Raw genomic sequence first — 23,604 nt, 5'->3', positions numbered from 1 at the left:
TCGACAGGCTCGGGGCGAACGGACATTGGTGATCGTCGCGGTCAGTTTCCGACCGTCGCCGGCCCCATCAGCTTCTGCGCGAAATACGTCGTCTGCAACGCCTGCAGCCGCGCGCCCTGCGCGATGTCCGCATCGCCCGAATGGCCGCCCGCGGTATCCTCGTAGAACAGGTACGGCAGCCCATATTCCTTCAGCCGCGCGGCGAACTTGCGCGCATGCTGCGGGCCGACGCGATCGTCCTTCGTCGTCGTCCAGATATACGGCTCCGGATAGACCACGCCCTTGCGGATGTTGTGATAGGGCGAAATCTTCGCGAGGAAGGCGCGCTCCTCGGGGTTCTTCACCGAGCCATATTCGTCGACCCACGAATAGCCCGCCGCGATTCCCTCGTAGCGCAGCATGTCGAGCAGCGGCACCTGGATCGTCACCGCCTTCCACAGATCGGGATGCTGGTTGAACTCCACGCCCATCAGCAAGCCACCGTTCGATCCGCCATAGATGCCCAGCTTCTGCGCTGACGTGATCTTCCGCGTGAACAGGTCCTTCGCGACGCTCGCGAAATCGTCGTAGATCACCTGCCGCTTCGTCTTGCGCCCGGCGTCGTGCCATTTCGGCCCGAACTCGCCGCCGCCGCGGATGTTGGCGAGGACATAGGCGCCGCCGCGCTCCAGCCACAGCTTGCCGACCGTGCCCAGATAGCTCGGCAGCCGCGACACCTCGAACCCGCCATAGGCGGTCATCAGCGTCGGGATCGTCCCGTCGAGCTTCGCGCCCCGGGGCCGCACGACGAAATACGGCACCTTCGTCCCGTCGTTCGACGTCGCCTCGAACTGCTCGACGACGCTGCCCGACGCATCGAACCGCGCGGGCAGCGACTTGACCGCGACGGGCGCGGCCTTCGCCGCCACGTCGGTGCGATACAGCGTCGTCGGATCGAGGAACCCGTCGACCGTCAGATAGGCGGTGTCGCTCGTCTCGTTGGTCGATCCGATCCCGATCGAGACATTGTCCGGGAACGCGATCCGCGACGACGTCCAGCCACTCTTCGATGGCGCGAACACCATCGCGCGCCCGCGAACATTGTCGTAGATCGCCGCGACCACGCGCGACTTCGTCGTCCGCACCTGCTCGACCGACTGGCGCGGCGTCGGCGCGAAGATCAGCGTCGGGATGAACTTGCCCGTCCTCACCTGCGCCAGCGGCGCGGCGGCGATCGACCCGGTCGGGATCGCGCCCCAGGGGTCGCTCGTCTGGAAGATCACCTGCCCGTCGACCATCCCGACCGGCGCGGCGCGATCGGGGATCTCCAGCTTTACCGTCCCCGAAGGCGTCCACAGCAGCCGGTCCGCGCCGAAGAACGTCTTGGCTCGCGAGATCAGGATCGCGCGATTGCCCTTGTCGTCGGTCAGCACGCCGGTGCCGGTGCTGCCCTGGTCGGTTTCCGCGCCGCGATACACCTCGGTCGCGCTCGCCAGCGGCGCGCCGCGCTTCACCAGCTTCACAACGAAGGGATAGCCGGACTGGGTCAGCGTCCCCGCCCCCCAGTCGCGTGACACGAGCAACGTGTCCGCATCGACCCAGGTCGCGTCCTGCTTGGCGGTCGGCAGCACGAACCCGCCCTCGACGAATCGCGCGGTCGTCAGGTCGAACTCGCGATACGTCACCGCATCCTCGCCGCCCTCGCTCAGCGCGACGAGGCACTTCGTCTCGGCGGGATCGAGGCAGGTCGCCCCCTTCCACACCCACTTCTTGCCCTCCGCCTTCGACAGCGCATCGAGATCGATCAGCGTCGTCCATTCGGGCGTCGCGGTGGCGTAGCTCACCTCGGTCGTCGCGCGCCAGATGCCTTGGGGATGCGACGCGTCGCGCCAGAAATTGACGATCCTTCCCGCGAGCATGGAGGGCATCGGGATGCGATCCTTGGCGGAGGCGATCGCGAACGCCTCGGCCTGGAATTGCTTGTAGCGCGGGTCGTTTTCCAGCCGCGGCAAGGTTCGCGCATTCTCCGCTTCCACCCACGCCAGCGGCTTCGCGCCGTCCTTGTCCTCCAGCCAGATGTACGGATCGGTCGCGGTATCGGCGGCTGGCTTGGTCATCGCCGCGGTCTGCGCGAGCGCGGGTGTGGCGGCAAGCGCGATCATGGAGGCGGCAACGAGGATCGGACGCATCATGGTCTCCTGAAGGAATGTCCCGTCATGCCAAGCGATTGCGCCCCCGGCAATCCGCGCTATCGACGAGTGCCATGCAGGACGGCCTCCCCACCCCCCGCCGCTACGTCGCGATCGCCGCGATGTCGTTCGGCTCCGCGCTCGTCATCATCGACGGCGGCGTCGCCAACGTCGCGCTGCCGACGATCGCGCGGGACCTGCAGGTCGACGAAAGCGCAGTCGTCTCGATCGTCACCGTCTATCAGGTGATGCTCGTCATGCTGCTGCTGCCGTTCGCGGGGCTAGGCGAGCGGATCGGGCTCAAGAAGACGTACCAGGCGGGGCAGGCTATCTTCGCGATCGCGACGTTGCTGTGCTTCTTCGCCAAGAGCTTGCCGTTCCTCCTCATCGTCCGCGCGGTGCAGGCGCTGGGCGCGGCAGGCGTGCTGGCTGTCGCCTCCGCGCTGATCCGCCAGACCTATCCCGCCAACCAGCTCGGCCGCGGGCTCGGGCTCAACTCGCTCGTCGTCAGCAGCTCCGCGGCGATCGCGCCGACGATCGGGGGGCTCGTTTTGTCGATCGCGCCGTGGCCGTGGGTTTTCGCCAGCGCGATCCCGTTCGCGTTGCTCAGCCTGCTGTTCGGGCGCGCGATCCCCGATCCTGCGCCGCGCTCGACGCATTTCGACCTGCCCGGCGCGGTGATGTGCGCGGCGATGTTCGGGCTCATCATCGGCGGCGCGGAAAGCGCGGTCCACGGCGACAGCCCCGTCGTCTCCGCCGCCATCGTGCTCGTCGGGATCGTCATCGGCATCTACTTCGTCCGCCGCGAGCGCGGCGAGGCCGCGCCGATCCTCCCCGTCGACCTTCTCGCCCGCCCGGTGCTGGCGCTGTCGGCATTCGGCGGGTTCGTGGCCTTCACCGCCTCGATGACGTTGCTCATCTCCACCCCGTTCCGCCTCCACGAGCTCGGCTTCTCCGCCGCGCTGATCGGCGCCGCGATCGCGCCGTGGCCGATGACGAACATGATCGTCGCGCCGCTGTCGGGCTATCTGTCGGACCGGATTCCGGCGGGGCTTCTCGGCGGGGTCGGCATGGTCATCTCGATCGCGGCGCTGCTGCTGATCGCATTCCTCCCCGCGCACCCGAGTTATTTCGATGTCGCGTGGCGAATGGCGCTGTGCGGCTCGGGATTCGGCACCTACCTGCCGCCCAATGCGCGCCTAATCGTCGGCTCGGCCCCGCGCGATCGCGCCGCCGCCGCGGGCGGGCTCGTCTCGACCGTCCGCCTCGCGGGGCAGACGACGGGCGCGACGCTGGTCGCCGCGCTGCTCGCCTGGGGGATCGGTGCAGGCAGCGTCCCCCCGCTCGTCGCCGCCGCGCTCGCGCTGGTCGCGGGCCTGTGCAGCGTCGCGCGGCTGCGTCCCTCGATCCGCAACCCGAGCCTCACCGAAACCCGCGACGAGATCCCCACCCTCCGGCAAACGCGCTGACGGCGCCGGAACGTCGCGCCGATCGACGGGTTACTCTTGGCATCCTCACGACGATGCGCAGGAGCGACCATGCCCTATATCAAGACCCGCGACGGCACCGATCTCTACGTCAAGGACTGGGGCAGCGGCCGCCCCGTCATCCTGATCCACGGCTGGCCGCTCTCCGCCGACAGCTGGGACGACCAGGCGGTCGCGCTCGCGGAGGCCGGTTTCCGTGCGATCGCCTATGATCGCCGCGGGTTCGGCCGCTCGGCGCAGCCCTGGACCGGCTACGAGTACGACACGCTGGCGGACGACCTCGCCGACGTCATGAAGGAAACCGGCGCGGACGCCGACGCGACGCTCGTCGGCTTCTCGATGGGCGGCGGAGAGGTTGCGCGCTACATGTCGCGCCACGGTGGCCAGGGCGTGATCGCAGCCGGGCTCATCAGCTCGGTCGTCCCCTATATGCTCAAGGCCGACGACAACCCGCACGGCGTTCCCGAGGACCAGCTCCAGCAGATCGCGGACGGCATCCGCAAGGATCGCCCGGACTTCTTCAAGACGTTCCTCAAGGACTTCTACGGCGTCAGCTACATCACCAGCCCCGTCAGCGAGGCGCGGATCGAATGGGCATGGCGCCTCGCGATGCAGGGCAGCCTGAAGGCCGTCCTCGAATGCGCGAATAGCTTCGGCCACACCGACTTCCGGGGCGACCTCCCCGCCTTCCGCGTCCCCACGCTGATCGTCCACGGCACCGACGACAAGACCGTGCCGATCGACACCAGCGGCCGCGCCGCCGCCAAGGGCATCGCGAACAGCCAGCTCGTCGAATATGACGGCGCGCCGCACGGCCTGACGGTCACCGAGGGCCCGCGGCTCACGAACGATCTGCTGACGTTCCTGGGGCGATAACGCGATACGGGGCGGTTCCCAGCCGGGGTGCCGCCCCCGACGTTCCGTTACCCGGACTTGATCCGGGGTCCGGCGTCTTCCTCGCGGTACATTCGAGGAAAATCGGGCCCCGGATCAAGTCCGGGGTCCCAACCGAAATTAGTCGGGCTCGGCCACCCCTTTTCAATCCAGCGGAACGATAACCTCGTCCGGGTGCGCGACGTTCAGCTTCCGCCGCACCAGTTCGTCCACCATGTCCGGGTTTGCATGCCGCGGATCGAGCAGCGCCACGCGATTGCGCAGCATCTCGCGCTGCTGGTCGAGCTTCACGAAATCCTTCTCGCGCCGGTCGAGCTGGCGCCTGTAATCGCCGAACGCGACCACGCCATTCGCGCCGAACACCGCATTCGCCCCGAAGAACGTCATCACGCTCAGCGCCGCCGCGGGCACGATCGCGCGACGCAGCATCGAGCGCATCTTGGGCGGCCGGTTCGCGCGGGAAGAGGGTTTCTGACGCATTAACCCGATTCTCGCGCGAACCGCGCACCGAATCAAGCGATTTCAGCGCGTTCGAAGAACATCCCGCCCGGCATAGCGCGCCGCATCGCCCAGCTCTTCCTCGATCCGGATCAGCTGGTTGTACTTCGCCAACCGGTCCGATCGCGCGAGGCTGCCCGTCTTGATCTGCCCGCAGTTCGTCGCGACCGCGAGATCGGCGATCGTCGAATCCTCGGTTTCGCCGGACCGGTGGCTCATCACCGCGGTGTAGCGCGCGCGCTCGGCGATGCGGATCGCCTCGAGCGTCTCGCTCAGCGTGCCGATCTGGTTGACCTTCACCAGCAGCGAATTCGCCAGCCCCTGCGCGATCCCGTCCTTCAGCCGCTTCGGATTCGTCACGAACAGGTCGTCGCCGACCAGCTGGCACTTGTCGCCGCACAGGTCGGTCAGCGCCTTCCAGCCCTCGAAATCGTCCTCGGCCATCCCGTCCTCGATCGAGAAGATCGGATAGCGCGCAACGAGATCCGCCAGATACTCGGCCATCGCGCCGGGCTCGAGGATCTTGCCCTCCCCGGAAATGTCGTACTTGCCGCCCTTGAAGAACTCGGTCGCCGCGCAGTCGAGCGCGAGCATCACGTCGTCGCCCGGCGTATACCCCGCCTTCTCGATCGACGTCATGATGAAGTCGAGCGCCTCGGTGGTGCTGCCGATATTGGGCGCGAACCCGCCCTCGTCGCCGACCGACGTCGCCAGCCCCTTCTCGCTCAGCCCCTTCTTGAGCGTGTGGAAGATTTCCGATCCGCAGCGCACCGCCTCGACGATGCTCGACGCGCCCACCGGCACGATCATGAATTCCTGGAAGTCGATCGGGTTGTCGGCATGCTCGCCGCCATTGATGATGTTCATCATCGGCACCGGCAGGACATGCGCCGAGACGCCGCCCACATAGCGGTACAGCGGCAAACCGCGCGAGTCCGCGGCGGCCTTGGCGGCGGCGAGGCTGACGCCAAGGATCGCGTTGGCGCCAAGCCGCGACTTGTTCTCGGTCCCGTCCAGCTTGATGAGCGCCTGGTCGAGCTCGAGCTGGTCCTCGGCTTCCATCCCCAGCACCGCATCCGCGATCTCGTCGTTGACCGCCGCGACCGCCTGGTCGACGCCCTTGCCACCCCAGCGCGCCTTGTCGCCGTCGCGTTTCTCGACCGCCTCGTGCGCGCCGGTCGACGCGCCCGACGGCACCGCCGCGCGTCCGAACCCGCCATCCTCCAGCATCACTTCGACTTCGACCGTCGGGTTGCCCCGGCTGTCGAGGATCATACGGCCATGGACGTCGATGATTGCGGTCACGAAACGATCCTTCTACAGATTTCGAAGCAGGTGTCGGGCATGCCTCTATCGCCCGGCGTCCGCCACGGCAATTCGCGATGGAACCGCGGGGCCCCCGCACCGGTTTTCCGTTTCGATACCGCCCAATTCTGCAAGAGGGATTTTGCCCCATGGCCGACACCAATTCCATCGATGGCCCCGCCGCCGGGCTAACGCCGATGACCGATGCCGACGTGACCGCGTCGGCGTCCGCCCGTCCGGATCCCGCCGGCCGCCTCGACGACGTCAAGGCGACGATCAAGGACAAGGGCGCGGACTTGCGCACCCAGGCGACCGACAAGGCACTCGCCTTCGCGGAAGACGGCAAGGCCAAGGCCACCGGCGCGCTCGACCAGCTGTCGCAGATGCTTACCGACGCCGCCGGCTCGGTCGACGAGAAGCTGGGCGAGCAATACGGCCAGTACGCCCGCACTGCCGCGGAAAGCGTGCAGTCTTTGTCGTCGTCGCTCGGCGACAAGAGCGTCGACGAGCTTGCGGAAACCGTCCGCGACTTCGTCCGAAAGAGCCCGGCAGTCGCGATCGGTGCGGCGGCGGCGGTCGGCTTCGTCGTCGCGCGGCTGCTCTCCTCCGGCCTCGACCAGCGCGACGGGGCCTGATCGCGATGCTCAGGGAGGAGCGTGACGATGCGGGGCTCGCGACGTTGGTGACACAGCTCGCCACCGATGCGCGAGAGGTCGCGAGCGCGGAGATCGCGCTCCAGAAGGCGCGCCTGCTCGACAAGGTCACGCGCTACAAGGCCGCGGGCATGATGTTCGCCGCGGCTGGCATGCTTGCCTTGGCGGCATTGATCGCGCTGCTCGTGGGGCTGATCGCGACGCTCGCGCCGCGCATCGGCCCGGGTTGGGCGACCTTGGTCGTGGTCGGGACGACGGTCGCGATCGTGCTGATCCTCGCGCTGATCGGCAAGGCCCGCCTTAACGCAGAAGTGACGCCATGACCGAACTCCAGGCCGCCGAAGCTCGTGCCGCCGCCGCGCGCGAGCGTCTTCAGTCGACCACCACCGCGCTTCAGGCGAAGCTCGATCCACGGTCGATGGCGCGCGATGCTGTCGACGGCATTACCGATACGAGCGAACGCGCGCTGCGAACTGGTGCCGAGGTCGCGCGCAACAATCCCGGCAAGATCGCCGGTGCGATCGCGATCGTCGGTGCGCTGCTCGCGCGTCGCCATATCACCGACGCGATCCGTCATCGCCGCGACAAGTCCTAGGCAACCCCGCGCGCGCTGGAACGTTCGACCATCCAATCGACTGCGGGCGATCTGCCCGCGAAAGGAAGCACCGATGACCGACGCGAACACCGATCACGACCTGTCCGGGAAAATCCGCGATGGCATCGATTCGGCCAAGGAGCGCGCCACGCACGCTTATGATTCCGCGCGCGAGAAGGCCGAGCATGCCGTCGATGCCTCGCGCGACAAGGCCCGCGAGACCGCGCGCCAGACCGCACAGACGATCGAGACCAACCCGCTTGGCGTGATCGTCGGAGGCCTAGCGCTCGGTGCGCTCGTCGCCGCAGTCCTCCCGCGCAGCCAGCGCGAGAAAGCATTGCTTGCCCCGGTCGGCAGCAAGGTCGCCGCCGCCGCAGCTGCCGCCTTCGCCGCCGCCAAGGAAACCGGGCGCAACGAACTCGCCGACCTGGGCATCAGTCGCGACGCCGCGAAGGGCCAGGCGAAGTCGCTGGTCGACAACCTGCTCAAGGCTGCGACGTCGGCGGGAACAGCCGCCGCGCAAGCGGGCAAGGATCAGGTCAAGGCGCGATAGCGCTTCAAACCTGCTGCACCGCAATGTAAGGCCTCGGGGATCACTCTCCCCGGGGCCTTTTCTTCATGAGCAAACTCCATCTCGTCTTCGGCGGTCGCGTCACCGATCCGCGCACGCTCGAATTCGGCGACCTCTCGTCGATCGACATCGTCGGTGTGTTCGCGGACTATGCGAGCGCTGAAAAGGCATGGCGCGGCGCGGCGCAGCGCACCGTCGACGATGCAGAGATGAAGTATGTCGTCGTCCACCTTCACCGCCTGCTCGAGCCTGATCTGCTATCGCCGCCGGCGGCGGAATAGCGCTCGTCACTCATCACCGTCGTCCCGGCGAAGGCCGGGATCCACCCGTCCCCGATTGCCCGAACCGGCCACTGCCTGGAGACGTGGATCCCGGCCTCCGCCTGGGTGACGAATGGGTCTAGAACAGTTCGTCGAGACAGCGGTGGAACCGCAACCGCCGCGCATCGATCTCCACCCCCATCGCCGCGACGAACATCGCCTGCGCCTCCGGGCCGAACGCCCCCAGATTCTGCCAGAGGATCGCGATGTCCTGATACGGATCCGCGACGCCGACACGGCCGACGTCGATGCACCCGGTCACTTGGCCCTCGGCGAAAAGCAGATTGCCCAGCGAATAGTCGCCATGCGTCACTACCCGCTCCGCCGCGAACGGCTGGAGCGAGGCGAGTTCCGCCCAAACGTTCTCTGCCGACCACCCCGCATGATCGTCGTCGAAATCCTCCTCGTCGACCCGCCCCGCATCGATGTTCGCGCGCGCGGCGGCCAGCCGAAACGCATGCCCCGCCTCGAACGGGCAGGTCGCGACCGGCAGCGCATGGATCTGCTTGAGGAACCCCGCCGCACCCGCGACGATCGTCGGCAGTGCGCGCGGATCTTCCTCCAGGATATCGTCCGCGGTCCGCCCCGCCATCGCGGTCGTCAACAACCAGGCCGCGCCGCGTGTCGCCACGAACTGGACGACCTCGGGAACCGCAATCCGCCCCGCCAGCCAGCGCAACCGCGCCGCCTCGTCCATGACGTCGGAGGCAACCCGCCCGATGCCGTGCTTCAGATAGAGAGTCGCCCGCCCCTCGGTGTCCAGACGAAATACCGCTCCGCCCGACTCGCCCGCCGTGTCGCGTGTCCACCGATAGCCCGCGACCACAACCGCCAATGCCTCGGGCATCGCGATCGGCGCATCAGGCATGGCGGTAGCGCCACAGCAGCAAGGGCTTGGCCATCAGCAGCCCCGCGATGAACCCGCCGATATGCGCGCCGATGGCGATCGTACCGACTCCGCCGCCCATGCCCGCATAACCGATGAGCAACTGGATCCCGATCCACGCCGCTGCCAGCCATGCAACATGCACCACCTCGCCCGGCACCGGCCCCAACGGCTGCGCGCGCCGCTCGCCGAACAGCAGCGCATAGGCGCCGACGACCGCGGAGATCGCACCCGACGCGCCAATCATCGGCGTCATCGAGTCCGTCTCGAACGCGAAATGCCCGAGCGCCGCGGCATAGGCGCCGACCAGATACAGGGAGACGACGCCCAAAGACCCCACCGCCCGCTCCGCGAACAGGCCGCAATAGACCAGCATCACCAGATTGAGCGCCAGATGCGCGATGCCGCCATGGATCAGCGTCGCCGTCAGCGGCGTCAGCAAGGCCGGCATCGGAAACCCCGGATCGTTTGCCACCGCAGAATCGAACCGCAAGGGTATGAACCCGCCACCGACCGCCGCATCCGGCAACCACCCGAGCGCGAGGATCACCCCGGATGCGACCGCGGTCATCGCCGCGATCGCTACCGTGGCCGGCGCCTGCCGCCAGTCCATCCGCGTCAGATGAATTCCACCTTCGACACCGAATACCAGCGGTCTCCCGACGGCACCGTCACCTCGATCTCGTCGTCGAGATTGCGCCCGATCAAAGCCCGGCCCAGCGGCGAGTTGTAGCTGATCCGCCCGGTCTTCGCGTCCGCCTCGGTCTGGCCGACGATCTGGTATTTCACCGGCTTGTCGTCCTCGTCGATCAGCGTCACGGTCGCGCCGAACACGATCTTGTCACCCGACAGGTCGCGCGGATCGATGATCTGCGCACGGCTCAGCTTGTCCTCGATATCGGCGATCGACGCCTCGATCTGGCCCTGCCGCTCCTTGGCGGCATGATATTCGGCGTTTTCCGAAAGGTCGCCGTGTGCGCGCGCTTCCTCGATCGCATCGACGATCGTCGGGCGTTCGGCTTTCAGGCGCTTCAGCTCGGTATGGAGTTTCTCGTACCCCTCCTGGAGCATCGGCATCTTCTCGACGGTCGCCATCGCCTACAGTCCTTCGTCAAAGCCCCGTCCCCGAAGCGGCCTCCCTGTCGGCCGCTTTCGCACAGCACGCGATTGTCTGGGGGATCAATTGTGCGATTGCGAATAATAGGACTGCAGCGGGCGTACTTCAAGGTTTCGCGCCGATTCGGGTCCGGTCGCGGCCGCGATCGCCTTCGCCGCCTCGACCGCGGCGGGCCCCGTCGTGAAGTACGGGATCCGCTGCGCCAGCGCAGACGCGCGGATCGGCTGCGAATCCTTCAGGCTCTGCCACCCCTCGGTGGTGTTGAAGATCAGGTCGATCCGCCCGTCCTTGATCCGGTCGACGATATGCGGCCGGCCCTGCGCGACCTTGTTGACCGTCTCCACCACCAGCCCCGCACGCGCGAGATAGTCCGCGGTCCCGCCGGTCGCGACGATCGTGAACCCGGCCGCGATCAGCGATCGCACCGCGGGCACGATCTGCGGCTTGTCGCCGTCCTTGACGCTGACGAAGACCGCGCCCGCGGTCGGCAGCACCGTCCCCGCACCCAGCTGCGCCTTGGCGAAGGCGGTGGTGAAATCGCTCGCGATCCCCATGACTTCGCCGGTGGACTTCATCTCCGGCGACAACACAGGATCGATCCCGGGGAAGCGATTGAAGGGGAACACCGCCTCCTTCACCGCATAATAGGGGATGTGGCGGTCGATCGACGGCAGGTCGCGCAGCATCTCGCCCGCCATCACCCGCGCCGCGATCTTCGCGATCGGCGCCCCGATCGCCTTGGCGACGAACGGCACCGTCCGCGACGCGCGCGGATTCACCTCGATGAGGTAGACCAGCCCGTCCTTGACCGCGAACTGGATGTTCATCAGCCCCTTCACCGACAGCCCGTGCGCCAGCGCGACCGTCTGCCGCTCGATCTCCGCGATGATCTCCGCCGACAGCGAATAGGGCGGGATCGAGCACGCGCTGTCGCCCGAATGGACGCCCGCCTCCTCGATATGCTGGAGCACGCCCGCGACCACCACGTCCTCACCGTCGCAGATCGCGTCGACGTCAACCTCGATCGCGTCGCGCAGATACTGGTCGATCAGCACCGGCGAGTCGCCCGACACCTGCACCGCGGTCGCGATATAGTCGTCGAGCTGCGCGGGTGTGTCGACGATCTCCATCGCGCGCCCGCCCAGCACATAGCTCGGCCGCATCAGCACCGGATAACCGATCCGCTCCGCCGCCACGATCGCCTCGTCGCGGCTGCGGGCGAGGCCGTTCGACGGCTGCAACAGCTTCAATTTGCTCACCAGCGCCGCGAACCGCTCGCGATCCTCCGCCAGGTCGATCGCGTCGGGCGTCGTCCCCAGGATCGGAATCCCCGCCGCCTCCAGCGAGCGAGCGAGATTCAACGGCGTCTGCCCGCCGAACTGGACGATCACCCCCGCCAGCGTGCCGTTCTGCTGCTCGACATGCAGGATCTCCAGCACGTCCTCCGCGGTCAGCGGTTCGAAATAGAGCCGGTCCGACGTGTCATAGTCGGTGCTGACCGTCTCCGGGTTGCAGTTGACCATGATCGTCTCGTAGCCCGCATCCGCCAGCGCGAAGCACGCATGGCAGCAGCAATAGTCGAACTCGATCCCCTGCCCGATCCGGTTCGGCCCGCCGCCCAGGATCACCACCTTCTTGGCGGACGTCGGCTGCGATTCGCACTCCGGCTCGCCGAACATCGGCGCCTCGTACGTCGAATACATGTACGGCGTCTTCGCATCGAACTCCGCGGCGCAGGTGTCGATCCGCTTGAAGACGGGCCGCACGCCCAGCTTCACACGGTGCGCGCGCACCTCGTCCTCCGTCACCCCGCCGGTCATCGCCTTGACGACCTCGTGGATCAGCCCGGAACCGCGGGCGATCCCCCGCATCATCCCGCGCAGATTGGCCGACTGCAACGCCAGCCACGCGAGCCGCTTGTCGCTGAACCCCATCGCCTTGAGCCGCCGCATGCCCTGCGCCTCGATCGGCAGCCCGTGCTCCATCACCTCGTTCTCGGCCGCGACGATCTCCGCGATCCGCTCGAGGAACCACGGATCGTACTTCGCGATCGCGTGCACCTCGGCGACCGTGAAGCCTTCGCGCAATGCCTGCGCCGCCACCAGCAACCGGTCCGGCGTCGGCGAGGCGAGCGCGGCCTCGATCTCAACACGCGGCGCGCCGATCAGCGCATCGACATGGTTGAACCCGCTCAGCCCGGTTTCGAGCCCGCGCAGCGCCTTCTGCATGCTCTCGTGGATGTTGCGCCCGATCGCCATCACCTCGCCGACCGACTTCATCGCGGTGCCCAGCGTCGCCTCGGCGCCCTTGAACTTCTCGAACGCGAAGCGCGGGATCTTCGTCACGACGTAATCGATGGTCGGCTCGAACGCCGCCGGGGTGGCGCCCGTGATGTCGTTGGTGATCTCGTCGAGCGTATACCCCACCGCCAGCTTCGCCGCGACCTTGGCGATCGGGAAACCCGTCGCCTTCGACGCCAGCGCCGACGAGCGCGACACGCGCGGATTCATCTCGATGACGATCAGCCGGCCATCCTTCGGATTGACCGCGAACTGCACGTTCGAACCGCCTGTTTCCACACCGATTTCGCGAAGCACCGCGATCGATGCATTGCGCATGATCTGGTATTCCTTGTCGGTCAGCGTCAGGGCGGGCGCGACGGTGATCGAGTCGCCGGTATGGACGCCCATCGGATCGACATTCTCGATCGAGCAGATGATGATGCAATTGTCCGCGCGGTCGCGGACCACTTCCATCTCATATTCCTTCCAGCCGAGCAGCGATTCCTCGATCAGCACCTCGGTTGTCGGCGACAGGTCCAGCCCCTTGCGGACGATCTCGACGAACTCCTCGCGGTTGTATGCGATGCCGCCGCCCGATCCGCCCATCGTGAAGCTCGGCCGGATGATCGACGGTAGCCCGGTCCGCTCGAGCGCCGCCAGCGCTTCCTCCAGCGTATGCGCGATCGCCGAGCGCGCAGACTCGAGCCCGATCTTGTCCATCGCGTTGCGGAACTTGAGCCGGTCCTCCGCCTTGTCGATCGCCTCCGCATCCGCACCGATCATCGTCACGCCGAACTTTTCCAGCGTGCCGTCGTGGAACAGCGCCAGCGCGGTGTTGAGCGCGGTCTGCCCGCCCATCGTCGGCAGGACCGCGTCGGGCCGCTCCTTCTCGATGATCCGCGCGACCACTTCCGGCGTGATCGGCTCGACATAGGTCGCGTCCGCCAGCTCCGGATCGGTCATGATCGTCGCCGGGTTCGAATTGACCAGGACGATGCGATAGCCCTCTTCCTTCAAGGCCTTGATCGCCTGCGTGCCCGAATAATCGAACTCGCACGCCTGCCCGATGACGATCGGCCCCGCGCCGATCACGAGGATGGAGGAGATGTCGGTGCGTTTGGGCATTTTACTTAAATCTTTCTCGCGGGATCATCGTGATCCTTCAGCTTTTCAACCAAGCTGGTCCACGCCTCTTGCGGAAGTCCACCTTCGTAGCCTGCCCTATTCATTTCAATTATCAGAAAATGTAAGCTTGGGTATGCGGCCCTGATTTGATTGCTTAAGTCCCTAGCCACAGTATTTGAACGGACTATATAAACTCCTGGAATAAAGTTCCACCAGTCAAACAATCCATTAAAAGTTGTCAATACCCGATGAAAAGGAGGAAGTCCTTCATCAATCATTGATTCATTGATGGCAATTGCAAACACCTTAGCGTTCACTTTGCTTCTCCTGGTATTCTACCAACGTAACCGGCTTTGATGATATTATCGCCACCAAATCATCAGCAGGCAGTGATTTCTGTCCATACATATTAAGAGCGCTTTTAGCTAAGCCATATTCTTCTGAACGAAGTTGATCGGGATCGTTAAGCGAGTGCCGAACAAAAACAGCAAGCAACACCATCACGACAACCATCACTAGTACGAACATCGAGACTGCGGCCCACGTAGGTGCATATACCGCCATTGGAACCAATGTCGCAATCAGTGGCGTCGCTAACCAAACCCCTGGCGAAAAGGCGTTCTTTTTACCACCGTGCTCGCCTCTCGATGCAGGAAACTTCACCGCAACATCCCCACGAACCGCTCGAACAGATAGAAACTATCCTGCGGCCCCGGACTCGCCTCGGGGTGATACTGCACCGAAAACGCACGCCCGTCCTCCAGCTCCAGCCCCGCATTGCTGCCGTCGAACAGCGACACATGCGTCTCGCGCACGCCCTCGGGCAGCGTGTCGCGTTCGACCGCGAAGCCGTGGTTCATGCTGGTGATCTCGACCGCACCGTCGCTCAGCCGCTTGACCGGATGGTTGGCGCCGCGATGCCCCTGGAACATCTTGGTCGTCCGCGCGCCCACCGCGAGCCCGAGCAACTGGTGGCCGAGGCAGATGCCGAACAGCGGCAGCTTCGTCTCCAGCAACCGCCGGATGACGGGCACCGCATACTCCCCCGTCGCGGCGGGATCGCCGGGGCCGTTCGACAGGAAGATCCCGTCGGGGGCGAGCGCCATCACCTCGTCGAACGACGCGGTCGCGGGCACCACCGACACCTTCGCGCCCGCGTGAACGAGGTTGCGGAAGATGTTGTGCTTGCTGCCATAATCGATCGCGACGACATGGGGCTTCTCGTTCCCCTCCCGCTTGCGGGAGGGGTCAGGGGTGGGCTCGCGCTCACCATCAGCGGTATCGGTCGAATTGGCCGCGAGCCCACCCCCGGCCCCTCCCGCAAGCGGGAGGGGAGAAGAATAGCCGAAGCCCAAGCGCCAGACGCCACCTTCCCCACTTTCACCCCAGCCGAAATGCGTCTCCGCCGTCACGGACTTCGCGAGGTCCATCCCCTCGAGCCCGGGCCAGGCCCGCGCCATCGCAAGCAGCGCCGGAATGTCGAACTCGCCCGCCGCCGAATGCGCGATCACGCCGTTGGGCGCGCCGCCGCCCCGGATCCGCCGCGTCAGCGCGCGCGTGTCGATCCCAGACAGCCCGATCCGCGCATGCCGCTTCATCCACCCGTCGAGCCGCTCGACCGCGCGGAACGACGACGGCGCGGTCACGTCCTCGCGCACGATCATGCCCAGCGCGTGCGGCGCGTCCGCCTCGACGTCGTCGGGGTTCGCGCCGACATTGCCGATATGCGGGAAGGTGAAGGTGATGACCTGCCCCGCGAACGACGGGTCGGTCATGATCTCCTGGTATCCGGTCATTGCGGTGTGGAAGCACACCTCGCCCGCCGCCTGCCCCTCGGCGCCGAAGCCGCGCCCCCACGCCACCTCGCCGCTGGCGAGGACGAGGACGCCGGTCGCGCCCGCCGGTTGCGTCATGGCGGGCTGCGGAACGGGCGCGGCAGAAGGTGTGGCGTCGGCCATTTCGGGCAGGCACTCCATGAGATTTGTCGGCGATGTCGCTAAGCCCCGCTCGCTAGAGACAGCCCCCCCCCGCGTCAACCGGTTCACGTATCCCCCACGATCGGCTAGGCTCACGCGCTTGCCGCAACGACGACGAAAGACCCGCATGATTCGCGACGACATCAAGGCCGCCCAGCTCACCGCGATGAAGGCGGGCGACAAGGAGACGCGGAACGCCGTCTCGCTGATCCAGTCCGCGATCAAGAACCGCGACATCGAACTGCGCACCGGCCCCGCGCCCGCCGACGACGACGCGGTCGTGGTCGAGGTGCTCCAGAAGATGGTCAAGCAGCGCCGCGAATCGATCGAGATGTATGAGAAGGGCGGCCGCCAGGAACTCGCCGACGCGGAGAAGGCCGAGGTCGCGGTGATCGAACGCTTTCTCCCCGCGCAGATGAGCGAGGCGGAAACGACCGCCGCGATCCTCGCGATCAAGACGGAACTGGGCGCGACGGGAATGAAGGACATGGGCCGCGTGATGGCGGAGCTGAAGGCGCGCCACGCGGCCTCGCTCGACATGAGCAAGGCGAGCGGGCTGGTGAAGGCGGCTTTGGCGTAGGATGAGCGGAAACACCCTTCTTCCTCCCCTCCCGCCTGCGGGAGGGGATCGAGGGGTGGGCGCCCGGTTCAAACTCGCGCGCCCGACGGACCGGGCACGCGACCTCCGTAACGCCGCCTCCGGCGCGGAACACCTGCTCTGGCGCCAATTGAAGGGCAGCCGCCTGCTCGGCCTCAAATTCAGCCGTCAGATGCCGATCGCCGGGTATTTCTGCGATTTTCTTTGCCGCTCGCACAGACTCGCGATCGAACTCGACGGCAGCCAGCACGTCGACGCGGCGGACTATGACGCGAAGCGGACAAACGCGATCGAGAACGCGGGCCACCGCGTCCTCCGATTCTGGAACAACGACCTGACGACGAACATGGCAGGCGTGCTCGACGCGATCGCAACCGCCGCGCGCGAGACGAGCCGGGCGCCCACCCCCCAGCCCCCTCCCGCATGCGGGAGGGGGAGGACGCAGCCATGACCCTCACCCCGCAATTCCTCGACGAACTCCGCGTCCGCACTTCGCTGTCGACGCTCATCGGCAAGACGACCAAGCTCACCAAGGCCGGCCGCGAGTACAAGGGCTGCTGCCCGTTCCACCAGGAGAAGACGCCCAGCTTCTACGTCAACGACGAGAAGGGCTTCTACCACTGCTTCGGCTGCTCCGCGCACGGCGACGCGATCCGCTGGATGACCGACCAGCGCGGCTTGCCGTTCATGGATGCGGTGAAGGAATTGGCGCAGGCCGCGGGGCTCGACGTTCCCGCCCCCACCGCCCGAGATGCCGAGAAGGCCGAGCGCGCGAAGGGCCTGCACGAGGCGATGGCCGACGCCGCGTCGTGGTTCACCGAGCAGCTGAACGGCATCGCCGGCGCCACCGCGCGCACGGTGCTGGAGAAGCGCGGCGTCTCGGCCAAGACCGCGCGCGACTTCGGCCTCGGCTTCGCCCCCGACACCCGCGGCAAGCTCAAGGCCGCGCTCAAGGACTATGGCGACCCGCTCCTCGTCGAGGCGGGGATGCTCATCAGCGTCGAGGGCAAGGAGCCCTACGACCGGTTCCGCGGGCGGCTGATGATCCCCATCCGCGACCAGCGCGGGCGCACGATCGCGTTCGGCGGGCGCATCATCGGGGAGGGCGAGCCCAAATACCTCAATTCCCCCGACACCCCGCTCTTCGACAAGGGCCGCACGCTCTACAATCTCGATCGCGCCGCACCGGCCGTGCGCAAGACCGCGCGCGTGTTCGTGGTCGAGGGCTATATGGACGTCATCGCGCTCGCGCAGGCCGGGATCGGCGAGGCGGTCGCCCCGCTCGGCACCGCGCTGACCGAGCACCAGCTCGAGCGGCTGTGGAAGATGGTCGACGTTCCCATCCTGTGCTTCGACGGCGACGCAGCGGGGCAGAAGGCCGCGATCCGCGCCGCCCACCGCGCGCTCCCGATGCTGGCACCCGGCCGCAGCCTCGCCTTCGTCACTCTGCCCGAGAGCAAGGATCCCGACGATCTCGTCCGCCAGCAGGGCACGCAGGCGTTCGAGGCGCTGGTCCGCGAGGCGGAGCCACTCGCCGATCGCCTGTGGAAGCACGAACTCGCCGCCGAACCGTTGGCGACCCCCGAGCAGCGCGCTGGGCTCAAGCGCCGCCTGTCCGATCTGGCACAGACGATTGCCGACCCTTCGGTGAAAAGCGAATACCAGTCGGAGTTCCGCAACCGCTTCGACGACGCCTTCGCGCGCAAGCGCCCCGAATGGACGCCGCGACCGCCACGCAAGCCCGGCCAGAAATGGACCCCGCCCCCCGCGCCCGTCACCGAGGATGCCAAGACGTTCCGCAACGCGGGCGGGATCGATCGCGTCCTCGCCAAGGCAGTTCTCGCCGGGCTGATCCGCCATCCGGCCGAGATCGCGCGTCACATGGAGGTGCTCGGCAGCCTAAAGCTGGCCGACGGCGCGCTCGGCCGCCTGTTCGAGGCGGTGGTCGACGTCGCGCTGGAGGACCATCGTCGCGACGGGGCGCTTGATAGCCGGCGACTCGTCACCATATTGGCGAAATCCGGGTTCGAGGCAGTCGCGACGGACCTGCTGAGAGCCGATACGATGCCCTATAGTTTCACGCAGAGATCGGGAGATGCGGCGCAGGCCCGTGACGATCTGGACGAGGCGATCGCCATTCTGGTCGCCCGCCCCGAAGTCGACGCGGCGCTTGCGGATGCGACGTCCGCAATGCAGGCACGCTTCACCGACGAGGCGTTCGAACGACAGGTGTCGCTGGTAAGAGAACAACGTGCGCTCGACGAGCGGCTTGCAAATCTTGTGCAGTCGAACGAAGACGCCCGCGCGCTTGGTACTGAGGACGATTGATGGCGAAGGCGAACATGGCGGAAGCACCCGAGACGAACGACACCGGGGACGCGCCGCTGATCGACTTGAACGATGCGGACGTCAAGAAGCTGATCGCCCGCGCCAAGAAGCGCGGGTACATCACCTATGACCAGCTGAACGCCGCGCTGCCGCAGGACCAGATGTCGTCGGACCAGCTCGAGGACGTGATGTCCGCGCTCAACGAGATGGGCGTCAACATCGTCGAGAACGAGGAAGCCGGCGAGGACGGCGAGACCGAGGAACGCGCCGACGACGACGACGCCGAGCCCGTCGACACCTCGGGCGACGACAGCGCCCCCGTCCCCGAGAAGAAGAAAGAGACGATCGACCGGACCGACGATCCGGTCCGCATGTACCTGCGCGAAATGGGCGCGGTCGAGCTGCTCAGCCGCGAGGGCGAGATCGCGATCGCCAAACGGATCGAGGCCGGCCGCGACACGATGATCCTCGGGCTGTGCGAATCGCCCATCACCTTCAACGCGATCATCGACTGGTCGACCGCACTCAACGAAGGCACGATGCAGCTGCGCGAGATCCTCGATCTCGACGCGATGCTCTCGAAGGGGCCGTCGGCGGAGCAGGTCGAGGCCGCCGAGGACGATACCGGCGAGATCAGCGAGAAGACCGCGGGCACCAGCTTCAAGGAAGAGGAAGAGCCCGAGGAGCCCGCCGCGGCGGACGACGACGACGACATGACCGAGCGCCGCACCCCGCGCCCGTCGGACGACGAGGAGGAGGACAACACCCTCAGCCTCGCGCAGATGGAGGAGACGCTCAAGCCGCAGGCGCTCGAGCGGTTCGCGAACATTACCGCGATCTACAAGAAATTCTCGAAGATGCAGGGCAACCGGCTCGACGCGATGGCGGCGGGCGGGGAATTGTCGGCCGCGGACGAACGCAAGTACCACAAGCTGCGCGAGGAGCTGACCGCCGAGGTCGAGAGCGTCCAGTTCCACAACGCCAAGATCGAATATCTGGTCGACCAGCTCTACGCCTATAACCGCCGGCTGACCGCGCTGGGCGGCCAGATGCTGCGCCTCGCCGAGCGCCACAAGGTGCCGCGCAAGGACTTCCTCGATCGCTATGTCGGGCACGAACTCGACGAGGGCTTCATCGCCTCCGTCAAGGGCGCCGACAAGAAGTGGGCCGCCTTCGCTGCCGCCGAGACCGACGCGGTCGACCGGATCCGCGGCGAGATCGCGGAGATCAGCCAGCAGACGGGCATGGCGCTCGGCGAGTTCCGCCGCATCGTCAACATGGTCCAGAAGGGCGAGCGCGAAGCGCGGATCGCCAAGAAGGAAATGGTCGAGGCGAACCTGCGCCTCGTTATCTCGATCGCGAAGAAATACACGAACCGTGGCTTGCAGTTCCTGGATCTGATCCAGGAAGGCAATATCGGCCTGATGAAGGCGGTGGACAAGTTCGAGTATCGCCGCGGCTACAAGTTCAGCACCTACGCGACGTGGTGGATCCGGCAGGCGATCACGCGGTCGATCGCGGACCAGGCGCGCACGATCCGTATCCCGGTCCACATGATCGAGACGATCAACAAGCTCGTCCGAACCAGCCGCCAGTTCCTTCACGAGCAGGGCCGCGAGCCCACGCCCGAGGAAATGGCGGAGCGCCTCTCGATGCCGCTCGAGAAGGTCCGCAAGGTGATGAAGATCGCCAAGGAGCCGATCAGCCTCGAGACGCCGATCGGCGACGAGGAGGATTCGCATCTCGGCGACTTCATCGAGGACAAGAACGCGATCATCCCGGTCGACGCCGCGATCCAGGCCAACCTAAAGGAGACGGTCACGCGCGTGCTCGCCAGCCTCACCCCGCGCGAGGAGCGTGTGCTGCGCATGCGGTTCGGCATCGGCATGAACACCGATCATACGCTGGAAGAGGTCGGCCAGCAGTTCTCGGTCACCCGCGAACGCATCCGTCAGATCGAGGCCAAGGCGCTGCGCAAGCTCAAGCACCCCAGCCGCAGCCGCAAGATGCGGTCGTTCCTCGACCAATAGGGTGCCGGCACGGGCTCTCGCCGATGCGGAGCCCCCCTCGGTCCCTTGGTCATTCCGGCGAAAGCTCGGATCTCTTGCGTCGAGCCCGGCGCCGGGTCGCAGCGAGACCCCGGCGTTCGCTAGGGTGATGGGATGTGGGCATGCCCCGCTCCCTGCCCAACCAATCCGCGCCTGATCTTTGTAAGAATAACACCGCATAAACCGCGTCTTTACGCGCTTCGGTATAACCCCTTCGTCAGGAGGGATGGGCGCGGCCACGGGGCCGCCACGCCATCCACGGCTTGTCTGAAGGTTTTCGCCACGTGGCATCGGTTTCCAGCGCATGGCCGGCTTCGCCAGCCCGTACGATCGCGACGCTCATCGCGGCCGACGGGTCGCGGGTGCACCATTGGCGGCAGGAACTCGCGAGCGGCTCGCGTCCGCTGCGCGATCTCGCCGACGCGGTGCACGCGCTGTGCATGGTCCATGGCGCGCATCCCGGCGTCCTCGATCATGCCGGCCCCGCGGCGATCGGTCCGGCGGTGGCATGGCTCGCCTCCGCGCTTGACGCCTTCAACACCGAGCGCGCCTATCTCGCCCGCCTCACCGCCGCCGTCGGCCCGATCCCCTCGACTCCCGGCCAGGCCGAATCGGAAGTCGCGATCCTGGCACAGCACCACGCGTTCGACATGCTCGCGCGCTCGGAGCGTCAGGGCTGCGCGATCGGCACCGCGGTCGCGCTCGTGCTCGAGTGGCACGATGTCCGCGCGGTGCTCGACACCGCCGCGATCCGCGCCAGCTTCGATCCGGCGCCCTTGATGCTGCCCGCCGTGGAGGAGACGCTCGCGATGGTCGACGCGCTCGCGGGCGCCCCCGGTCCCGATCGCGCGATGACGTTCGGCGTCCAGCAGGCGCTGGCGCAGCACCGCGGCCTGTGGGACCTGCTCCACTCGCGCGCCGGGGCGCGCGACGCCGGGTGATCCAGCACGTGCTTGCGTGCTCCATCGAAAACCCGCTATCGCCAGACCCGGTTTTCGAACGGGACGGATTGGCGCACATGAATCGCTTCGAGGGAACGCAGAACTACGTCGCGACGGACGATCTGAAGGTCGCGGTCAACGCCGCGGTCCAGCTCCGCCGCCCCCTCCTCGTCAAGGGCGAGCCCGGCACCGGCAAGACCGTGCTGGCCTACGAGATTGCCAAGGCGGTCGGCGCGCCGCTGATCGAGTGGAACGTCAAGTCGACCACCAAGGCGCAGCAGGGCCTGTACGAATATGACGCGGTCGCGCGCCTGCGCGACGGCCAGCTCGGCGACGAGCGCGTCCACGACATCGCCAACTATATCCGCAAGGGCAAGTTGTGGGAGGCGTTCACCCAGCCCGCGCCTCCCGTCCTGCTGATCGACGAGATCGACAAGGCCGATATCGAGTTCCCCAACGACCTGTTGCAGGAACTCGATCGGATGGAATTCCACGTCTACGAGACGAAGGAGACCGTCCGCGCGGTCGAGCGCCCGATCGTGGTCATCACCTCGAACAACGAGAAGGAGCTGCCCGACGCGTTCCTGCGTCGCTGCTTCTTCCACTATATCAAATTCCCCGATCGCGACACGATGCAGGCGATCGTCGATGTCCACTTTCCCGGTATCCAGAAGATCCTCGTCAGCAAGGCGATGGACATCTTCTACGACGTCCGCGACGTTCCCGGCCTCAAGAAGAAACCCTCGACCAGCGAGCTGCTCGACTGGCTCAAGCTGATCCTCCACGAGGACATGCCGCTCGAAGTGTTGCAGAACCGTGACCCGACCAAGGCGATCCCCCCGCTCCACGGCGCGTTGCTCAAGAACGAGCAGGACGTGATGCTCTTCGAGCGGCTGGCGTTCATGGCCAAGCGACAGGCTAACAAGTCGTAACGGCACGGCAACGATCTGGTTCCGTGGGTTTTTTTGCACGGTAACCATTCGCTAACCACGCTGCGAAACCCGGCAATTACCGGCGGCAGGATATTGCCGTCGTCATGTACCGCGTTCTCTCCGCGCTGGCTCTCTCGTTCGCAGGTATCGCGGGCGCGGCACCGGCCCCCGCCGCCTCGCTGCTCGATTATGTCGGGCAATGCGTCCCCTTCGCGCGCGCCGCCTCTGGGGTGCAGATCTATGGCGACGCCTGGACCTGGTGGAGCCAGGCCGACGGCCGCTACGATCGCGGCCACCGCCCGCGCGTCGGCTCGGTGATCGCCTTCGCCCGGCAGGGTCGCCTTCCGCTCGGCCATGTCGCGGTCGTCAGCCGGATCGTCGAGAAGCGCGTCCTGATGCTCACCCATGCCAACTGGTCGCGCCTCAACGGCGAGCGCGGGCATGCCGAACAGGACGTGACGCTGTTCGACGTGTCGGAGGACAACGACTGGAGCGAGGTGAAGGTCTGGTTCCGCGACTCGAAGGGGCTCGGCAGCAGCGTCTACAAGGTCCACGGATTCATCTACGGCAACGCCCGCCCCGTCGCGGAACTGACGAGCCGCAATCCGGATTATGTCGGCGCGCTGATCGACGCCTACGTTCCCGGCGCCGCCGCCGCGACGCGTTAGATCGCACGACCGTCATGCCGGGCGCGTCCCGGCATCCACCGTCGCCCCAGGCGCAGTCCTACAAGATGCGGGACGCCTGACATCCCACGTCACCCCGGACTTGATCCGGGGTCCCGCTTCCTCTTCAGCGACGGCAAAAAAGCGGGACCCCGGCTCGAGGCCGCGGTGACGGCATCTCCTGGCCCCTGTCCTCCACGCCCCCGATCTGCCAC

Annotated in this window: 24 protein-coding genes; 14 read left to right on the top strand and 10 right to left on the bottom strand. The window is 66.6% G+C overall.

Translation table 11 applies throughout. The annotated features are described in order from the left end of the window. Positions 1 to 41: 41 nt before the first annotated feature. The gene (locus tag ACV7NO_RS09255; protein WP_463405715.1) at positions 42 to 2,168 is read right to left on the bottom strand and encodes a prolyl oligopeptidase family serine peptidase; all 2,127 of its coding nucleotides are present in this window, start codon (positions 2,166 to 2,168) and stop codon (positions 42 to 44) included. Positions 2,169 to 2,242: 74 nt separating this feature from the next. Between ACV7NO_RS09255 and ACV7NO_RS09250 the strand changes: the two genes are divergently transcribed. Beyond that, entirely contained in the window at positions 2,243 to 3,637 is a 1,395-nt protein-coding gene (locus ACV7NO_RS09250) for an MFS transporter (protein ID WP_463405714.1), read from the top strand. Positions 3,638 to 3,706: 69 nt separating this feature from the next. Further along, the gene (locus tag ACV7NO_RS09245) at positions 3,707 to 4,531 is read left to right on the top strand and encodes an alpha/beta fold hydrolase (RefSeq protein ID WP_463405713.1); all 825 of its coding nucleotides are present in this window, start codon (positions 3,707 to 3,709) and stop codon (positions 4,529 to 4,531) included. A gap of 162 nt (positions 4,532 to 4,693) precedes the next feature. Here ACV7NO_RS09245 and ACV7NO_RS09240 read toward each other — a convergent pair whose 3' ends face one another. Both ACV7NO_RS09240 and eno read right to left on the bottom strand, forming a co-directional pair. Beyond that, on the bottom strand, positions 4,694 to 5,029 hold the full coding sequence (locus tag ACV7NO_RS09240; protein ID WP_463405712.1) for an FtsB family cell division protein: 336 nt from the start codon (positions 5,027 to 5,029) through the stop codon (positions 4,694 to 4,696). A 42-nt stretch (positions 5,030 to 5,071) separates the two neighbouring features. Beyond that, positions 5,072 to 6,352 (bottom strand): phosphopyruvate hydratase, encoded by a 1,281-nt coding sequence (gene eno / locus ACV7NO_RS09235; RefSeq protein WP_463405711.1) that lies wholly within the window; start codon positions 6,350 to 6,352, stop codon positions 5,072 to 5,074. 149 nt (positions 6,353 to 6,501) lie between these two features. Between eno and ACV7NO_RS09230 the strand changes: the two genes are divergently transcribed. The 5 genes from ACV7NO_RS09230 to ACV7NO_RS09210 all read left to right on the top strand — a co-directional run bounded on the left by ACV7NO_RS09230 (position 6,502) and on the right by ACV7NO_RS09210 (position 8,452). Then, positions 6,502 to 6,987, top strand: a complete 486-nt coding sequence (locus tag ACV7NO_RS09230; RefSeq protein WP_463405710.1) for a hypothetical protein — start codon at positions 6,502 to 6,504, stop codon at positions 6,985 to 6,987. Between the two features lie 5 nt (positions 6,988 to 6,992). Beyond that, the gene (locus tag ACV7NO_RS09225) at positions 6,993 to 7,328 is read left to right on the top strand and encodes a phage holin family protein (RefSeq protein ID WP_463405709.1); all 336 of its coding nucleotides are present in this window, start codon (positions 6,993 to 6,995) and stop codon (positions 7,326 to 7,328) included. Further along, on the top strand, positions 7,325 to 7,600 hold the full coding sequence (locus ACV7NO_RS09220) for a DUF3618 domain-containing protein (RefSeq protein WP_463405708.1): 276 nt from the start codon (positions 7,325 to 7,327) through the stop codon (positions 7,598 to 7,600). The genes ACV7NO_RS09225 and ACV7NO_RS09220 overlap by 4 nt, the downstream gene beginning before the upstream one ends. A gap of 73 nt (positions 7,601 to 7,673) precedes the next feature. Then, positions 7,674 to 8,153 (top strand): hypothetical protein, encoded by a 480-nt coding sequence (locus ACV7NO_RS09215; protein WP_463405707.1) that lies wholly within the window; start codon positions 7,674 to 7,676, stop codon positions 8,151 to 8,153. Between the two features lie 65 nt (positions 8,154 to 8,218). Further along, positions 8,219 to 8,452: a DUF4170 domain-containing protein gene (locus ACV7NO_RS09210; protein WP_463405706.1), complete on the top strand. Its 234-nt coding sequence runs from the start codon at positions 8,219 to 8,221 to the stop codon at positions 8,450 to 8,452. A 118-nt stretch (positions 8,453 to 8,570) separates the two neighbouring features. Here the strand turns inward: ACV7NO_RS09210 and ACV7NO_RS09205 are convergent, their stop codons facing one another. The 7 genes from ACV7NO_RS09205 to carA form a co-directional block, all read right to left on the bottom strand. After that, complete coding sequence (locus ACV7NO_RS09205) at positions 8,571 to 9,359, bottom strand: APH(3') family aminoglycoside O-phosphotransferase (protein WP_463405705.1); 789 nt, start codon at positions 9,357 to 9,359, stop codon at positions 8,571 to 8,573. Beyond that, positions 9,352 to 9,948, bottom strand: coding sequence for a rhomboid family intramembrane serine protease (locus tag ACV7NO_RS09200; RefSeq protein WP_463405704.1), 597 nt, complete (start codon positions 9,946 to 9,948; stop codon positions 9,352 to 9,354). Before ACV7NO_RS09200 ends, ACV7NO_RS09205 begins: the two co-directional genes overlap by 8 nt. Positions 9,949 to 9,995: 47 nt before the next feature. After that, positions 9,996 to 10,472, bottom strand: coding sequence for a transcription elongation factor GreA (gene greA / locus ACV7NO_RS09195; RefSeq protein ID WP_463405703.1), 477 nt, complete (start codon positions 10,470 to 10,472; stop codon positions 9,996 to 9,998). 84 nt (positions 10,473 to 10,556) lie between these two features. Continuing rightward, positions 10,557 to 13,901, bottom strand: coding sequence for a carbamoyl-phosphate synthase large subunit (gene carB, locus ACV7NO_RS09190; protein WP_463405702.1), 3,345 nt, complete (start codon positions 13,899 to 13,901; stop codon positions 10,557 to 10,559). Between the two features lie 5 nt (positions 13,902 to 13,906). Then, a complete protein-coding gene (locus tag ACV7NO_RS09185) occupies positions 13,907 to 14,218 on the bottom strand; it encodes a hypothetical protein (protein ID WP_463405701.1) in 312 nt (103 codons plus the stop codon). Then, the gene (locus ACV7NO_RS09180; protein ID WP_463405700.1) at positions 14,208 to 14,564 is read right to left on the bottom strand and encodes a hypothetical protein; all 357 of its coding nucleotides are present in this window, start codon (positions 14,562 to 14,564) and stop codon (positions 14,208 to 14,210) included. Before ACV7NO_RS09180 ends, ACV7NO_RS09185 begins: the two co-directional genes overlap by 11 nt. Beyond that, on the bottom strand, positions 14,561 to 15,859 hold the full coding sequence (gene carA, locus ACV7NO_RS09175) for a glutamine-hydrolyzing carbamoyl-phosphate synthase small subunit (protein ID WP_463405699.1): 1,299 nt from the start codon (positions 15,857 to 15,859) through the stop codon (positions 14,561 to 14,563). The genes ACV7NO_RS09180 and carA overlap by 4 nt, the downstream gene beginning before the upstream one ends. 145 nt (positions 15,860 to 16,004) lie before the next feature. On the opposite strand from carA, the gene ACV7NO_RS09170 reads away from it, so the two are divergent. The 7 genes from ACV7NO_RS09170 (at position 16,005) to ACV7NO_RS09140 (ending at position 23,392) form a co-directional block, all read left to right on the top strand. Further along, positions 16,005 to 16,457, top strand: coding sequence for a GatB/YqeY domain-containing protein (locus ACV7NO_RS09170; RefSeq protein WP_463405698.1), 453 nt, complete (start codon positions 16,005 to 16,007; stop codon positions 16,455 to 16,457). 55 nt (positions 16,458 to 16,512) lie between these two features. Continuing rightward, entirely contained in the window at positions 16,513 to 16,926 is a 414-nt protein-coding gene (locus ACV7NO_RS09165) for an endonuclease domain-containing protein (RefSeq protein ID WP_463405697.1), read from the top strand. Further along, the gene (gene dnaG, locus ACV7NO_RS09160; RefSeq protein WP_463405696.1) at positions 16,923 to 18,803 is read left to right on the top strand and encodes a DNA primase; all 1,881 of its coding nucleotides are present in this window, start codon (positions 16,923 to 16,925) and stop codon (positions 18,801 to 18,803) included. The genes ACV7NO_RS09165 and dnaG overlap by 4 nt, the downstream gene beginning before the upstream one ends. Continuing rightward, positions 18,803 to 20,833: an RNA polymerase sigma factor RpoD gene (gene rpoD / locus ACV7NO_RS09155; RefSeq protein WP_463405695.1), complete on the top strand. Its 2,031-nt coding sequence runs from the start codon at positions 18,803 to 18,805 to the stop codon at positions 20,831 to 20,833. Before dnaG ends, rpoD begins: the two co-directional genes overlap by 1 nt. Positions 20,834 to 21,135: 302 nt before the next feature. Further along, a complete protein-coding gene (locus ACV7NO_RS09150; protein WP_463405694.1) occupies positions 21,136 to 21,792 on the top strand; it encodes a DUF6975 family protein in 657 nt (218 codons plus the stop codon). Positions 21,793 to 21,869: 77 nt separating this feature from the next. After that, positions 21,870 to 22,724, top strand: coding sequence for an AAA family ATPase (locus ACV7NO_RS09145; RefSeq protein ID WP_463405693.1), 855 nt, complete (start codon positions 21,870 to 21,872; stop codon positions 22,722 to 22,724). 104 nt (positions 22,725 to 22,828) lie between these two features. Then, positions 22,829 to 23,392: a CHAP domain-containing protein gene (locus tag ACV7NO_RS09140; RefSeq protein ID WP_463405692.1), complete on the top strand. Its 564-nt coding sequence runs from the start codon at positions 22,829 to 22,831 to the stop codon at positions 23,390 to 23,392. Positions 23,393 to 23,604: the final 212 nt, after the last annotated feature.

Source organism: Sphingomonas sp. Ell38C01 (assembly GCF_055231975.1).
Note: the sequence above shows the minus strand (reverse complement) of the source record. Positions and strands in the feature narration are given on the sequence as shown.

Coding starts and splice junctions, on each gene's coding strand:
- ACV7NO_RS09255 (WP_463405715.1), bottom strand. CDS start 2,168: ATGCGTCCGATCCTCGTTGCCGCCTCCATGATCGCGCTTGCCGCCACA.
- ACV7NO_RS09250 (WP_463405714.1), top strand. CDS start 2,243: ATGCAGGACGGCCTCCCCACCCCCCGCCGCTACGTCGCGATCGCCGCG.
- ACV7NO_RS09245 (WP_463405713.1), top strand. CDS start 3,707: ATGCCCTATATCAAGACCCGCGACGGCACCGATCTCTACGTCAAGGAC.
- ACV7NO_RS09240 (WP_463405712.1), bottom strand. CDS start 5,029: ATGCGTCAGAAACCCTCTTCCCGCGCGAACCGGCCGCCCAAGATGCGC.
- ACV7NO_RS09230 (WP_463405710.1), top strand. CDS start 6,502: ATGGCCGACACCAATTCCATCGATGGCCCCGCCGCCGGGCTAACGCCG.
- ACV7NO_RS09225 (WP_463405709.1), top strand. CDS start 6,993: ATGCTCAGGGAGGAGCGTGACGATGCGGGGCTCGCGACGTTGGTGACA.
- ACV7NO_RS09220 (WP_463405708.1), top strand. CDS start 7,325: ATGACCGAACTCCAGGCCGCCGAAGCTCGTGCCGCCGCCGCGCGCGAG.
- ACV7NO_RS09215 (WP_463405707.1), top strand. CDS start 7,674: ATGACCGACGCGAACACCGATCACGACCTGTCCGGGAAAATCCGCGAT.
- ACV7NO_RS09210 (WP_463405706.1), top strand. CDS start 8,219: ATGAGCAAACTCCATCTCGTCTTCGGCGGTCGCGTCACCGATCCGCGC.
- ACV7NO_RS09205 (WP_463405705.1), bottom strand. CDS start 9,359: ATGCCTGATGCGCCGATCGCGATGCCCGAGGCATTGGCGGTTGTGGTC.
- ACV7NO_RS09200 (WP_463405704.1), bottom strand. CDS start 9,948: ATGACCGCGGTCGCATCCGGGGTGATCCTCGCGCTCGGGTGGTTGCCG.
- greA (WP_463405703.1), bottom strand. CDS start 10,472: ATGGCGACCGTCGAGAAGATGCCGATGCTCCAGGAGGGGTACGAGAAA.
- carB (WP_463405702.1), bottom strand. CDS start 13,901: ATGCCCAAACGCACCGACATCTCCTCCATCCTCGTGATCGGCGCGGGG.
- carA (WP_463405699.1), bottom strand. CDS start 15,859: ATGGCCGACGCCACACCTTCTGCCGCGCCCGTTCCGCAGCCCGCCATG.
- ACV7NO_RS09170 (WP_463405698.1), top strand. CDS start 16,005: ATGATTCGCGACGACATCAAGGCCGCCCAGCTCACCGCGATGAAGGCG.
- dnaG (WP_463405696.1), top strand. CDS start 16,923: ATGACCCTCACCCCGCAATTCCTCGACGAACTCCGCGTCCGCACTTCG.
- rpoD (WP_463405695.1), top strand. CDS start 18,803: ATGGCGAAGGCGAACATGGCGGAAGCACCCGAGACGAACGACACCGGG.
- ACV7NO_RS09145 (WP_463405693.1), top strand. CDS start 21,870: ATGAATCGCTTCGAGGGAACGCAGAACTACGTCGCGACGGACGATCTG.
- ACV7NO_RS09140 (WP_463405692.1), top strand. CDS start 22,829: ATGTACCGCGTTCTCTCCGCGCTGGCTCTCTCGTTCGCAGGTATCGCG.